This is a genomic window from Bacteroides sp. 1_1_30 (assembly GCF_020982715.1).
GTDB classification, from domain to species: Bacteria; Bacteroidota; Bacteroidia; order Bacteroidales; family Bacteroidaceae; genus Bacteroides; species Bacteroides xylanisolvens.
The window spans coordinates 58,670-72,569 of the sequence record NZ_JAJKHN010000004.1 but is presented as its reverse complement, the minus strand read 5'-3'; the positions used below and the strand labels follow the sequence as shown (position 1 = coordinate 72,569).

9 protein-coding genes and 1 pseudogene are annotated in these 13,900 nt (G+C 51.1%); 8 read left to right on the top strand and 2 right to left on the bottom strand.

What is annotated here, in order from left to right; all coding sequences use genetic code 11:
* Positions 1-233: 233 nt before the first annotated feature.
* The gene (gene erm(F) / locus LPH68_RS01850; RefSeq protein ID WP_004331461.1) at positions 234-1,034 is read left to right on the top strand and encodes a 23S rRNA (adenine(2058)-N(6))-methyltransferase Erm(F); all 801 of its coding nucleotides are present in this window, start codon (positions 234-236) and stop codon (positions 1,032-1,034) included.
* Positions 1,035-1,271: 237 nt separating this feature from the next.
* Complete coding sequence (locus LPH68_RS01845) at positions 1,272-2,111, top strand: tyrosine-type recombinase/integrase (RefSeq protein WP_005790834.1); 840 nt, start codon at positions 1,272-1,274, stop codon at positions 2,109-2,111.
* 482 nt (positions 2,112-2,593) lie between these two features.
* Here LPH68_RS01845 and LPH68_RS01840 read toward each other — a convergent pair whose 3' ends face one another.
* Together LPH68_RS01840 and LPH68_RS01835 are read right to left on the bottom strand one after the other, a co-directional pair.
* Positions 2,594-2,896 (bottom strand): helix-turn-helix domain-containing protein, encoded by a 303-nt coding sequence (locus LPH68_RS01840; protein ID WP_005934579.1) that lies wholly within the window; start codon positions 2,894-2,896, stop codon positions 2,594-2,596.
* A 31-nt stretch (positions 2,897-2,927) separates the two neighbouring features.
* The gene (locus LPH68_RS01835; protein WP_006255804.1) at positions 2,928-3,227 is read right to left on the bottom strand and encodes a helix-turn-helix domain-containing protein; all 300 of its coding nucleotides are present in this window, start codon (positions 3,225-3,227) and stop codon (positions 2,928-2,930) included.
* A 280-nt stretch (positions 3,228-3,507) separates the two neighbouring features.
* Here LPH68_RS01835 and LPH68_RS01830 point away from each other — a divergent pair, with 280 nt between their 5' ends.
* From LPH68_RS01830 to LPH68_RS01805, 6 genes and pseudogenes are all read left to right on the top strand, one after another.
* On the top strand, positions 3,508-3,864 hold the full coding sequence (locus LPH68_RS01830) for a helix-turn-helix domain-containing protein (protein ID WP_005790828.1): 357 nt from the start codon (positions 3,508-3,510) through the stop codon (positions 3,862-3,864).
* A gap of 2 nt (positions 3,865-3,866) precedes the next feature.
* Positions 3,867-4,217, top strand: a complete 351-nt coding sequence (locus LPH68_RS01825; protein WP_008651074.1) for a helix-turn-helix domain-containing protein — start codon at positions 3,867-3,869, stop codon at positions 4,215-4,217.
* 20 nt (positions 4,218-4,237) lie between these two features.
* Positions 4,238-5,806, top strand: a complete 1,569-nt coding sequence (locus tag LPH68_RS01820; RefSeq protein ID WP_230296840.1) for a DUF3945 domain-containing protein — start codon at positions 4,238-4,240, stop codon at positions 5,804-5,806.
* Positions 5,807-5,867: 61 nt separating this feature from the next.
* The gene (locus LPH68_RS01815; RefSeq protein WP_005790822.1) at positions 5,868-7,955 is read left to right on the top strand and encodes a type IA DNA topoisomerase; all 2,088 of its coding nucleotides are present in this window, start codon (positions 5,868-5,870) and stop codon (positions 7,953-7,955) included.
* A 162-nt stretch (positions 7,956-8,117) separates the two neighbouring features.
* Positions 8,118-8,570 (top strand): DUF1896 domain-containing protein, encoded by a 453-nt coding sequence (locus tag LPH68_RS01810; protein WP_004304266.1) that lies wholly within the window; start codon positions 8,118-8,120, stop codon positions 8,568-8,570.
* Positions 8,560-13,224, top strand: a pseudogene (locus tag LPH68_RS01805) (N-6 DNA methylase); the annotation flags it as partial. The gene LPH68_RS01810 and the pseudogene LPH68_RS01805, both read left to right, overlap by 11 nt.
* Positions 13,225-13,900 lie beyond the last annotated feature (676 nt).

Here is a 13,900-nt window from a genome sequence, read left to right as displayed (position 1 = left end):
CAGGGATTTTAACCACTGAACTTCCTACGAAGAACTGAACTTCAAATTTACCACTTCACTGTCATAGAAGCACGAAACCCCTGCTTGCGTATAGGTGATGTTATGCTGTCGGCTTTCATTTTTTCTTCTTTCTCGTTAATTTATCGAGCAAAGTTACTAAATTTGCCGTTGTATAATTATAAAAGAATATCTCTGTGATTTGAATTCAAGTATTCACCTGTAAGAAGTTACTAATGACAAAAAAGAAATTGCCCGTTCGTTTTACGGGTCAGCACTTTACTATTGATAAAGTGCTAATAAAAGATGCAATAAGACAAGCAAATATAAGTAATCAGGATACGGTTTTAGATATTGGGGCAGGCAAGGGGTTTCTTACTGTTCATTTATTAAAAATTGCCAACAATGTTGTTGCTATTGAAAACGACACAGCTTTGGTTGAACATTTACGAAAATTATTTTCTGATGCCCGAAATGTTCAAGTTGTCGGTTGTGATTTTAGGAATTTTGCAGTTCCGAAATTTCCTTTCAAAGTGGTGTCAAATATTCCTTATGGCATTACTTCCGATATTTTCAAAATCCTGATGTTTGAGAATCTTGAAAATTTTCTGGGAGGTTCCATTGTCCTTCAGTTCGAACCTACACAAAAGTTATTTTCAAGGAAGCTTTACAATCCATATACCGTTTTCTATCATACTTTTTTTGATTTGAAACTTGTCTATGAGGTAGGTCCTGAAAGTTTCTTGCCACCGCCAACTGTAAAATCAGCCCTGTTAAACATTAAAAGAAAACACTTATTTTTTGATTTTAAGATTAAAGCCAAATACTTAGCATTTATTTCCTGTCTGTTAGAGAAACCTGATTTATCTGTAAAAACAGCTTTAAAGTCGATTTTCAGGAAAAGTCAGGTCAGGACAATTTCGGAAAAATTCGGTTTAAACCTTAATGCTCAAATTGTTTGTTTGTCTCCAAGTCAATGGTTAAACTGTTTTTTGGAAATGCTGGAAGTTGTCCCTGAAAAATTTCATCCTTCGTAGTTCAAAGTCGGGTGGTTGTCAAGATGATTTTTCTGGTTTGGTGTCGTCTTTTAAGCTGCCGCATAACAACATCTGTTTTAACGAAACGAATATACGGAAAATTTCGCTTAACCAACCCTATATACGTGTTTCGTTATTTGACTTTTCTTTCTACATAAGATATTGATATATTTGTATTTAAAAAATAAAACCGCACAAATAGCGAAACAAAATATTATAAAATACTATTTCCCTGATATGAATAGCGAAATCATACTTGAAACCTTCGAAAAGAGATTGCTGATGCAGAGATATGCTGGCAATACCATTAGATCGTACAAGGATTACGCTAGTATATTTCTTAAACATGTTAGTAAATATCCCTCCCTTGAAGAAATTCCACTGTCAGATATTGAGGCGTTTATAAACGAAAAAGTTCAAAATGGGAAAATTAGTGTTTCCTATCAAAAAGGATTAGTGGGCGCAATCAAGAAGATGTACGAACTGATATTGGACAAAAAAATCCAACTGGATTACTTATACCCGAAACGCTCATTTTCTAAATTACCTAAATTCTTTTCAAAAGAAGAAGTAAGAAATATTCTCGATAACACTCAAAATCTAAAACACAAGGCTATTCTGATGACAATCTATAGTTGTGGACTACGTCTTAGCGAACTGTTGAATCTCAAAATCAAAGACATAAAATCTTCCGATGGAATTATCAGAATCCATCAAAGCAAAGGTAATAAAGATCGGATTGTATCATTACCAGACAAATTGCTGGCGACTTTGAGACATTATTATCAAGCATTCAAGCCAAAGGAGTACCTCTTCGAAGGTGAGAAGGGTGGCAAGTATAGCGAACGAAGTGTACAGTTGATTCTGAAAAAAGCATTGATCAAAGCAAATGTTCAGTCGGAAGGCTCTGTACATACTGGGCGACATTCTTATGCCACACATTTAATCCAATCAGGTATCGATATCCGAATTGTAAAAGAGTTATTGGGTCATGAAAATATAAAAACGACTATGATCTACACTCATATCACTGACATAGACAAGCAAAAGACTCCTAGCCCTCTTGATTTTTTATAAGAATAAGATGAACTTTTCACGCTCTATAGAAACAAGCATTATGTTCCAATCATTCTTTAAGAAGGGTTATTCTTCTAGCTTAACTTAACTTTGCTTAGGTTATTGAATAATCAATATTCAGATATAATTTGTCCGAAATGTGTCCGAAAAAAGAAAAAGCCACTGATTATCAGTGGCTTTTGTCGGGGTGGCAGGATTCGAACCCTTGGAGCCTTCATCGCAATATATGGTTACACTTGCTATCCTCATATGAACTTTCCTGTTTCGGCCTGCCGCTACAGCCCCTACCGCCTTCATTATAGTTTTTGTCATACTTAAAGCCCCCCTTTCCCAACGTATTAAAGAATGAAACTGCTCCCAGAACGAGCTGGAAGTACGATGGCATTGGAAACCCAAGCGCACATGAGATTGAGCAAGTGATTACGACTAAGCGTAAACAGATTGCAAAAGTAATCTTTTTATTTCTAACTACAAAATCAACATCATAACGGCTTGCGGTAGTTCGCTTCCAGCACCTCGCGCAGCACCGTTTCCGGGTAAAGCACCTTCCCTCCCAAAAGGATAAAGGGCAACACGCGGTTGTTGCGGTATTCTTGCAAGGTGCGTCGGCTCACACGGAGCAGTTCCGACACCTCGCCGTCCGTCAGGTAACGCTCCCCGTCCAACGGAGGACGGTAACTTTCCAGAAATGCGGACAGCCATTTCGAGCCTTTGCGCATATTCTGCATAACAGAGGCTATCGGCTCGTCTTCCATTGTAAAAACATCGTTGTTCTCGTTCATCATAACTTCGGATTCAGTGGGTGAATAAATCAAATCATCTGCCGTGCGGATAGAGCGTGCCGACAAGCGGTATCAGCCGCTTCACCTCCTCCGGCTTGTAATAGAACCTGCGGTTTATCTGCGAGTAGCCGATAAGCCGCCTGTCGCGCAGCGTCTGCAACGTGCGCGGGCTTATTCTCAACTGCCCGCAGACCTCCTCGCCCGTGAGCCATCTTTCCATGCGCCCTGTGTCGCTTTTGCGCCTCAGGGCGGCGACCTTCTCCGAAAGTGCGCCGAACGCCGCCATCATCATCTCGAAGGTCTTTTTCTCGATAGATACTATTTCCATATTCATGCAATTATCGGTTTGCCCGCAAAGGTAACGGTACGGTTCCGAACACGTGCCGTTTTCCGCTGAAAGGCTGCCTGTTGCGCCGTTTGACCGGGTTACGGAGCCATCTTCCGGAAAAATCTTACGTGAGTCACGTAGTGAGTTGTTAAAGCCCCCTTCGTTTATTGCCGAATTTTGCCGCAGAAACATAGAGCAAGCCGAGTGCAGAGCGTCAAGCTTGCTTGAACGGTATGCCGAGGCGCAGCCTATGTTCATGAAAATAAACAAAAAGAAAGGACTGAATATGAAAGTGATAACAATGGAAAGTTCCGTATTTCGGTCATTGACGGAACAGATAGCGGAGATTGCGGCACACGTCCGTGCCGTCTCCGGCGACAAGAGAGCGGCATCGCCCGACAGGTTGCTTACCACACGCGAGGCGGCGCACCTGCTTAACGTGAGTACCCGCACCCTCCAGCGTATGCGCAGCGAGCAACGCATCGGCTATGTCGTGCTTCGTGGCAAATGCCGCTACCGACAGTCTGAAATCGACCGCCTGCTTGATGAATGTACCGTCAACGAGGACGCCGCGACACCGCAGGAGCTGAAACGCAACCACACGCTACGAACGGGAGGCACACCCAAAGGAAGGAGGACATAGCTATGGAACTGCTCACACGAAACAACTTCGAGAGCTGGATGCAGAAGCTGATGGAACGGCTCGACCGTCAGGACGAACTGCTGCTGGCGATGAAGGCGGAGGAACGACAGCCCGCCCTCACGGAAAGCATCCGCCTTTTCGACAATCAGGACTTGTGCATGTTGCTCCAGATAAGCAAGCGCACCCTGCAACGCTACCGCAGCGTCGGCGCATTGCCCTACAAGACACTGGGCAAGAAGACCTATTACAGCGAGGAGGACGTGCTGGAGTTCCTTTCCAACCATGTCAAGGAGTTCAAAAAGGAAGATATAGCCTTCTACAAGGCTCGTATCCATAATTTCTTTCATAAATAACCCATTAAAACATTTTTCAGATGGCAAAGAAAAAAGACGAAAAGGACGTGCTGGTAGTCCGTGACGAGAAGACGGGCGAGATCAGCGTGGTAACCGGGCTGAACGCGGACGGCACACCCAAGCGCACCCCCGCGAAAGCGGAGAACGCGCAGAGTTTCCTGCAATTCGACCGACACGGTGACGTGCTGGACAACTTCTTCAAGAACTTCTTCCGGCAGTGCAAGGAACCCAGTCGCTTCGGTTTCTACCGCATCGCGGCAGACCAAGCCGAAAATCTTTTGGAGGTGATGAAGCAACTGCTGAAAGACCCCGAAGCGAACAAGGAGCTACTCGCCCCTCACAAGGTGGACACCTCCGGTTATGAGAAGAAGGTGCAGGAAGAGATGGCGGCACAACAGACAGAGAAACAAGAACCTCAAAAACAGGAAAACATGGAACAACAGAAAGAACAGCAGGAAAGCCCGCAACAGACGCAGGGCAAACGGGGCTACCAGCCCATCGACGAGAGCAAAATCAACTGGCAGGAACTGGAGGACAGATGGGGCGTGAAGCGAGACAACCTTGAAAAGTCCGGCGACCTTACGAAGATGCTCAACTATGGCAAGTCCGACTTGGTAAAGGTCAAACCGACCTTCGGCGGCGAATCATTCGAGCTGGACGCCCGCCTCTCCTTCAAGAAGGACGGTGAGGGAAACATCAGCCTCGTGCCGCACTTCATCCGCAAGGAGCAGAAGCTGGATGAGTACAAGGAACACAAATTCTCCGACGATGACCGGAAGAACCTGCGCGAAACGGGCAACCTCGGCAGGGTCGTGGACATTGAGGACAGGGAAACGGGCGAAATCATCCCCTCCTACATCAGCATCGACCGCAAGACGAATGAAATCACGGACATTCCGGCAAACAAGGTGCGCATCCCGGAGCGCATCGGCAAGACGGAAATCACCAAACAGGAGCAGGACATGCTCCGCGCCGGACTGCCCGTGCGCGACAAGCTCATCGAGCGCAACGACGGCAGGAAGTTCGTCACCACCCTTCAAGTGAACGTGGAGCAGCGCGGCGTGGAGTTCGTGCCGGGAACCGGAAGGTCGCCCCGTACCGCACAGACGCAGGAAGCCAAAGGTGACACCTCGAAAAGTCAGGCGCAAGGCGGGGAAAATGCCGCACAGACCAAGAAGGAGCAACGCCGCAACACGTGGATGAACGAGGACGGCAGCATCCGCCCCATCAGCAAATGGAGCGGCGTGAACTTCACCGACAAGCAGAAAGCCGACTACGTGGCGGGTAAAGCCGTGAAACTGGAGAACGTGACCGACAAGCAGGGCTTCCATGCCACGATGTATATCAAGTTCAACCCGGAGAAGGGCCGCCCGTACCGCTACGAAACGAACCCCGACAACGCCCAGCAGGTCGCCCCGTCCAACGAGAGCCGCACACAGGTGGCGGTGAACAACGAGGGCAAAACCAACGAGGCGACAAAGAACCTGAAAGAGCCTTTGCAGAAAGGTCAGACCGCCCCGAAGGACGACCGCCAGCAACAGCAGCAGGAGAAGCCGAAAAAGAAGAACAACAAAGGCATGAAAATGTAATCCCGTGTCCGCCACTGAATCCAAAATAAAATCCAAAGTATCAACAAAAAAGCAAGAAAACATGAAGACAATCATTGCAGAAAAGCCCTCCGTGGCACGTGAAATCGCCCGCATCGTGGGCGCGACAAAGAGAGAGGAAGGATATTTCGAGGGAGGCGGCTATGCCGTGACATGGGCATTCGGACACCTCGTTCAGCTTGCCATGCCCGACGGCTACGGCGTGCGCGGATTTGTCCGTGACAACCTCCCGATTATTCCCGACACATTCACGCTCGTCCCCCGTCAGGTCAGGACGGAGAAAGGTTACAAGCCCGACAGCGGCGTGGTGTCGCAGATAAAAGTCATCAAAAGACTGTTCGACACAAGCGAACATATCATCGTGGCGACCGATGCCGGACGCGAGGGAGAGCTTATCTTCCGCTACCTCTACCACTATACGGGTTGCACCACTCCTTTCGTGCGCCTGTGGATCAGCTCTCTCACCGACAAAGCTATCCGTGAGGGACTGCGGAAACTCGAAGACGGCAGCAAATACGACAACCTCTACCTCGCCGCCAAAGCGCGGAGCGAATCCGACTGGCTCGTGGGCATCAACGGCACACAGGCGTTATCCATCGCCGCCGGACACGGCACGTATTCCGTGGGGCGGGTGCAGACACCAACGTTGGCTATGGTATGTGAACGCTACTGGGAGAACCGCCGCTTTACGTCCGAAGCATTCTGGCTGCTCCATATCGCAACGGACGGTTGCGACGGCGAAGTCGTGAAATTCTCATCCTCCGAGAAATGGAAAGAGAAAGAACCGGCGATGGAACTATATAATAAGGTAAAGGCGGCAGGTTGCGCCACTGTCACGAAAGCCGAGCGCAAGGAGAAGACGGAGGAAACTCCCTTGCTCTACGACCTGACCACGCTCCAGAAAGAAGCCAACGCCAAGCACGGCTTCACGGCGGAACAGACGCTTGAAATCGCGCAGAAACTCTACGAAAAGAAGTTGATAACCTATCCGAGAACGGGAAGCCGCTACATCCCCGAAGACGTGTTTGCCGAAATTCCCAAACTGCTCGCTTTCATCGGCACACAGCCCGAATGGAAAGACAAGGTGCGGGCAAAAGCCGCCCCGACACGCCGCAGCGTGGACGACGGCAAGGTGACAGACCACCATGCCCTGCTCGTCACGGGTGAGAAACCGCTCTTCCTCTCCAAAGAGGACAATACCATCTATCAGATGATTGCCGGGCGCATGGTCGAGGCATTCTCTGAGAAATGCGTCAAGGATGTGACCACTGTCACGGCGGAATGTGCCGGAGTGGAGTTTACCGTAAAAGGCAGCGTCGTGAAGCAAACCGGATGGCGTGCCGTCTATGGCGAGGAAAAAGAGGAAATTACCATCCCCGGCTGGCAGGAAGGCGACACGCTGACACCGAAAGGCTCGTCCATTACCGAAGGAAAGACCAAACCCAAGCCGCTGCATACCGAAGCCACCCTGCTCTCGGCAATGGAAACGGCGGGCAAGGAAATTGAGGACGACGCACTGCGGCAGGCGATGAAGGACTGTGGCATCGGTACTCCCGCCACACGCGCCTCCATCATCGAAACGCTTTTCAAGCGCGGTTACATGGAACGCTGCAAGAAGTCGCTTGTTCCCACCGAAAAAGGACTTGCCCTCAATTCCGTCGTCAAGACGATGCGCATCGCCGATGTTGCCATGACGGGCGAATGGGAAAAGGAGCTGGCGCGTATCGAGCGCGGGGAACTGTCCGCCGACACCTTCCGCAAGGAGATAGAGGCGTACACACGTGAGATAACCTCCGAACTGCTCTCGTGCGACAAGCTCTTCGGCAGCCGTGACTCCGGCTGCGCGTGTCCCAAGTGTGGCACGGGCAGGATGCGGTTCTACGGCAAGGTGGTACGCTGCGACAACACGGAGTGCGGACTGCCCGTGTTCCGGCTGAAAGCGGGACGCACCCTGTCCGACGATGAAATCAAAGACCTGCTCACCGAAGGGCATACCAAGCTGCTCAAAGGGTTCAAGAGCAAACAGGGCAAGAGTTTCGATGCTGTTGTCGCCTTTGACGGGGAATATAACACGACTTTTGTGTTCCCGGAGGCTAAAAAGGGCAAGAAATTTTCAGGACGGAAGAAATAGTATTAACTTTGCCACTTGTTCAGAGTAATGAATTGTTCTTCGATACCGGATTACACTCATACTTTGGATTTAGTGGTGGCACTCGGAGGGATACCGAGTGCCTTTTTCTTCCTTTTTCCAACCGATTATCCCGTTAATTATCAATCCGCTAAATCCAAAGTAATGAACAACAAGAAGAAAAACGAGGGTCAGACCGACTTTTCCTATTACGGTCTGTACCTGCTGGACTATCTCCGCACGAACAAGTTTGAACAGGCTGACGACACCGCTTTCATACGGGAACGGGCCGACCGTGCCGCCGAAACGTATGAGAGGGCACGGCTTGAAGGCTATCCCGCCGATGGTGCGCAGGAACTGGCGATGGACACGCTGCTGCGCGGGCTGCATTATTCCCGTTACGCCATCCTCCGCGAAGTCGTGGAAAACGAGTTTGCCGATGAAGTGCCGGAAGAGAAGCGTGAAGCCTTTGTCCTGAAACTGCTGCCGCTTGTCGGCAACGTGTTCTCCGTCTATGACCTCTCGGATGACAATTTCGCCCTGTCTTCCGATTACGACCTGCTCTACACGGAGCTGACGGGAGCAACCGTCCTTTACTTAGACGAATATGGCGTTTAACCGCAAACAGAAACTGCGGGACAACATCGAGGCGATACGGACGGCATTCATCCTTGACAGGGAAAACAGGACAGCGACAACCGAAGAGCGTGCCATACTTCAAAGGTACTGCGGTTTCGGCGGTCTGAAATGTATCCTCAACCCTGCAAAGGAACTGACGGATGCCGTCCGGTGGGCGAAATCCGACCTCGAACTGTTCGCCCCGACGGTGGAGCTGCACAGGCTTATCCGTGAGAACAGCAAGGACGAAACAGAGTACAAGCGGTTTGTGGATTCGCTGAAAGCGTCCGTGCTGACCGCTTTCTACACCCCCAAAGAGATAACCGACACCATCGCGGACGTGCTGGCAGATTACAGCGTCCGCCCCGCCCGTATGCTCGAACCGTCGGCAGGTGTCGGCGTGTTCGTGGATTCCATGCTACGGCACAGCCCCAATGCGGATGTGATGGCTTTCGAGAAGGATCTGCTCACGGGTACAATCTTGAGGCATCTCTATCCCGACCAGAAAATGCGCACCTGCGGTTTTGAGAAAATCGAAAGACCGTTCAACAATTATTTCGACTTGGCGGTGTCCAACATTCCGTTCGGTGACATTGCCGTGTTCGACGCGGAGTTTCAGCGGAGCGACTCTTTCGGCAGACGCTCCGCCCAGAAAACCATCCACAACTATTTCTTTCTCAAAGGACTGGATGCCGTGCGTGACGGCGGTATCGTGGCGTTCATCACCTCGCAAGGGGTATTGAATAGCACCAAGACCTCCGTGCGTAACGAGCTGTTCAGTCAGGCCAATCTGGTATCCGCGATACGCCTGCCCAACAACCTGTTCACGGACAACGCGGGGACGGAGGTGGGCAGCGACCTGATTGTCCTGCAAAAGAACCTCAGCAAGAAGGAAATGTCGCAGGACGAGCGGCTGATGACCGTGATACAGACGGACACGAAAACCGACCTGACCGACAACGCCTATTTCATCCACCACCCGGAACGCATCGTGCATACGACGTCGAAACTTGACACTGACCCCTACGGGAAGCCCGCTATGGTTTATCTGCACGAGGGCAAGACCGCAGGTATCGCCGGGGACTTGCGCCGGATGCTCAACGAGGATTTCCATTACAGGCTCGCCATGCGTCTGTATTCGGGAACAATCTGGCAGTCGGGAACGGAAGAAAAGGTTACCGTTCAAAAGGAGGCGGAGCGTCCTGCTATAAAATTGGAAACGGTATCTTCGGCGCAGACGGTGGAAACTCCGACGGAAAAACCGCAACCCGTTGAGGAAAAACCGGAGATAGAGCCACGTCCGAAATATTCTGACGGGGTGCAGCTCTCCTTGCTCAACCTCTGGGGGATGACGGAAGAGGTCAGCCAACCGAAAACCTCCAAAAAGAAAAAGACGGTGAAAAAGGCAGTTACGGCAAAGTCCACTCCGCCCAAACCGAAAGTCACGGTTACACCGACAGCTCCAACTGCAAAACCCGCTATGGAGAATAAGGAGGTGAAAGCGGAGAACACCGCCAAGCCTGCCGACCCGGACGACATCTATGCAAAGCTGGACTGGGAAACCAATCCTCCCATCAACGGCTTCTACGAGATGATGATGGAACTCACGCCGGAGCGCAGGAAGGAACTTCGGGAGCTGGCAAGGCAGCATAATGAAAAACATGAAAACAGAACGGTTGCGACGATCACGCCGGAAGTACCACGTGAACAACCCCGGCAGGAGGAAACACAGCCGGAAGCAGTCGCCGCACCTGCTGTTACCGATGCTCCACCGGAAACGGTGGCTACTTCCCTTTTTCCCGACATCGAACCGGAAAAGCCGAAGGAGGAAGTCGCGGACCTTACGCCGCGTGCCTACCATCGCACGCCGGAGATGCACCTGCGCGAAGGCTCGCTGGTGGCTGACCGGGGGCGTCATAACATCGGCTATCTGAAGGACATCACGCCATACGGGGCTACATTCCAGCCGCTCGACCTGAAAGGATACCAGAAGGAAAAGGCGTTGTTGTATGTGTCGCTGCGTGACGCCTACGAGCGTCTGTACCGTTATGAATCGCTCCGGCGCGAGGCAAATGTTCCGTGGCGAGAGCATCTGAATACCTGTTACGATGAGTTTGTCATGCGCTACGGCAACCTCAACGCCAAGCAGAACGTGAAGTTAGTGATGATGGACGCGGGCGGGCGTGACATCCTTTCGCTGGAACGGGTGGAGAACGGAAAGTTCGTCAAGGCGGACATCTTCGAGCATCCCGTTTCCTTCTCCGTGGAGAGCCATGCCAACGTAGGCTCTCCCGAAGAAGCCCTGTCCGCGTCGCTCAACAAATATGGCACGGTCAATCTCGACTATATGCGGGAGATAACCGACAGCACGGCGGAGGAGTTGCTCACAGCCCTGCAAGGACGCATCTATTACAATCCGCTCGTGACCGGTTACGAAATCAAAGACCGCTTCATAGCCGGGAACGTGATAGAGAAGGCGGAACGCATAGAGGCTTGGATGGGCGAAAACCCCGAAAGTGAGCGTATGCCGGAAGTGAAACAGGCGTTGGAGGCTCTGAAAGATGCCGAACCGCCGCGTATCGCCTTCGAGGATCTGGACTTCAATTTCGGGGAACGCTGGATTCCGACGGGTGTCTATGCCGCCTACATGAGCCGGCTGTTCGACACGGAGGTGAAAATCGCCTATTCCGCAAGCATGGACGAGTTTTCGGTTGCGTGCGGCTACCGCACCATGAAAATCACGGACGAGTTTCTGGTAAAGGGGTATTACCGGAACTATGACGGTATGCACCTCTTGAAACACGCCCTGCACAACACCTGCCCCGACATGATGAAGTCCATCGGCAAGGACGAGCATGGCAACGACATCAAGGTGCGCGACAGCGAGGGCATACAGCTCGCCAACGCCAAGATTGATGAAATCCGCAACGGTTTCTCCGAATGGCTCGAAGAACAGTCGCCGCAGTTCAAGGAACGGCTGACGACAATGTATAACCGCAAGTTCAACTGTTTCGTGCGCCCGAAGTATGACGGCTCGCACCAGACCTTCCCCGACCTCAATCTGAAAGGCTTGGCAAGCCGGGGTATCAAGAGCGTCTATCCCTCGCAGATGGATTGCGTCTGGATGCTGAAACAGAACGGCGGCGGAATTTGCGACCACGAGGTGGGAACCGGCAAGACGCTGATAATGTGCATCGCCGCGCATGAGATGAAGCGTCTGAAATTGGCACATAAGCCGATGATTATCGGGCTGAAAGCCAACGTTGCGGAGATTGCCGCCACCTATCAGGCGGCATATCCCAACGCACGTATTCTGTACGCTTCGGAGAAGGACTTTTCGACCGCCAACCGTGTGCGCTTCTTCAATAATATAAAGAACAACGACTACGATTGTGTCATCATGTCGCACGACCAGTTCGGCAAGATACCGCAGTCGCCGGAGTTGCAGCAGCGCATCCTGCAAGCGGAGCTTGACACGGTGGAGGAAAACCTCGAAGTGCTGCGGCAGCAGGGAAAGAACGTGTCGCGGGCTATGCTGAAAGGTCTGGAGAAGCGCAAACACAACCTTGAAGCGAAGCTGGAGAAGGTGGAACATGCCATAAAGTCACGCACGGACGACGTGGTGGATTTCAAGCAGATGGGCATCGACCACATCTTCATAGATGAGAGCCACCAGTTCAAAAATCTGACGTTCAACACGCGCCATGACCGTGTGGCGGGACTGGGCAACAGCGAGGGAAGCCAGAAGGCACTGAACATGCTCTTTGCCATACGCACCATACAGGAGCGCACGGGCAGAGACTTGGGAGCGACCTTCCTTTCGGGTACTACCATCAGCAACTCGCTGACGGAGTTGTATCTGCTGTTCAAGTATTTGCGTCCGAAGGAGCTGGAACGGCAGGACATCCGATGTTTCGACGCTTGGGCGGCGATATTCGCCAAGAAGACGACGGATTTTGAATTTAACGTGACGAACAACGTGGTTCAAAAGGAGCGTTTCCGCTACTTCATCAAGGTGCCGGAACTTGCCGCCTTCTATAATGAAATCACGGACTACCGCACGGCAGAGGACGTGGGCGTAGATCGTCCCAACAAGAATGAGATACTGCACCACATACCGCCCACGCCGGAGCAGGAGGACTTCATACAGAAGCTGATGCAGTTCGCCAAGACTGGCGATGCCACACTTCTGGGCAGGCTGCCGCTTTCGGAAACGGAGGAAAAGGCGAAGATGCTTATCGCCACCGACTACGCCCGCAAGATGGCACTCGACATGCGCATGATAGACCCGCATTATGAAGACCACCCCGATAACAAGGCGAGCCACTGTGCCAAGATGATCGCGGAGTATTACCAAAAATACGACGCGCAGAAAGGCACGCAGTTCGTTTTCTCGGACTTGGGGACATATCAGCCGGGCGACGGGTGGAACGTCTATTCGGAAATCAAGCGCAAGCTGACGGAGGATTACGGCATACCGCCAAGCGAGGTGCGCTTCATTCAGGAGTGCAAGACCGACAAGGCTCGGAAGGCGGTGATAGACGCCATGAATGCCGGAACGGTGCGTGTTCTGTTCGGCTCCACCTCCATGCTCGGAACGGGTGTGAACGCACAGAAAAGGTGTGTGGCAATTCATCATCTCGATACGCCGTGGGTGCGACATGAAGTCGCATAGATAATTGTTGGAATGATACTTACGGGTATCAGTTTTAACCCGCTGTTCCGTCAGCGGTAGCCTACCGACCGGTGCACCCTAATGTTGTATTAAGCGGTCGGGACAAAGTACACTTTCGCAAGACAAGACAGAACCGTGAGGGGAAGTGAAGTACGGTTAGTATCATACCGTAGAGTGGCGAGGCTGGATAGTATGGTTAGCGCAAGCGAACTGTTAGTAAACTTCGTAATGTCACGAAAGAGTGTAAGATACTGGCACACTCTACCCAAAAGGGAAGCGGTCGGTTAATCCTCTCCATGGTAGGATTACACGGATATAAGCACCGCCGGAGGATGAGACAGAACCTAACCTATCCGTTAGTTATCTATGTGGAACATGGTAAGCCTGTATATCTCCTGTCATGTAAAAAATGGCAGGTAAGCTGACAGCAATGAAAGCCGAATGGTGTGCAGGTATAAGATAACAGAAAAAGCGAATGCCGTTCTGTAATGGAGCGGATACGGATTGAACCGACATCACGAGCTGATGTGGGCGACATCATCCGACACGAAAGTGGGCAGACTTCTGTGACGACATTAGGGAGGCAATCAAAACCGAATGTTGTCAAATGGTGATTCTTTACAATCAACTTTTAGAACTTTCAAAAGGAGGAAAG

Coding starts and splice junctions, on each gene's coding strand:
- LPH68_RS01840 (WP_005934579.1), bottom strand. CDS start 2,896: ATGATGAACGAGAACAACGATGTTTTTACAATGGAAGACGAGCCGATA.
- LPH68_RS01830 (WP_005790828.1), top strand. CDS start 3,508: ATGAAAGTGATAACAATGGAAAGTTCCGTATTTCGGTCATTGACGGAA.
- LPH68_RS01845 (WP_005790834.1), top strand. CDS start 1,272: ATGAATAGCGAAATCATACTTGAAACCTTCGAAAAGAGATTGCTGATG.
- LPH68_RS01810 (WP_004304266.1), top strand. CDS start 8,118: ATGAACAACAAGAAGAAAAACGAGGGTCAGACCGACTTTTCCTATTAC.
- LPH68_RS01820 (WP_230296840.1), top strand. CDS start 4,238: ATGGCAAAGAAAAAAGACGAAAAGGACGTGCTGGTAGTCCGTGACGAG.
- LPH68_RS01825 (WP_008651074.1), top strand. CDS start 3,867: ATGGAACTGCTCACACGAAACAACTTCGAGAGCTGGATGCAGAAGCTG.
- LPH68_RS01815 (WP_005790822.1), top strand. CDS start 5,868: ATGAAGACAATCATTGCAGAAAAGCCCTCCGTGGCACGTGAAATCGCC.
- LPH68_RS01835 (WP_006255804.1), bottom strand. CDS start 3,227: ATGAATATGGAAATAGTATCTATCGAGAAAAAGACCTTCGAGATGATG.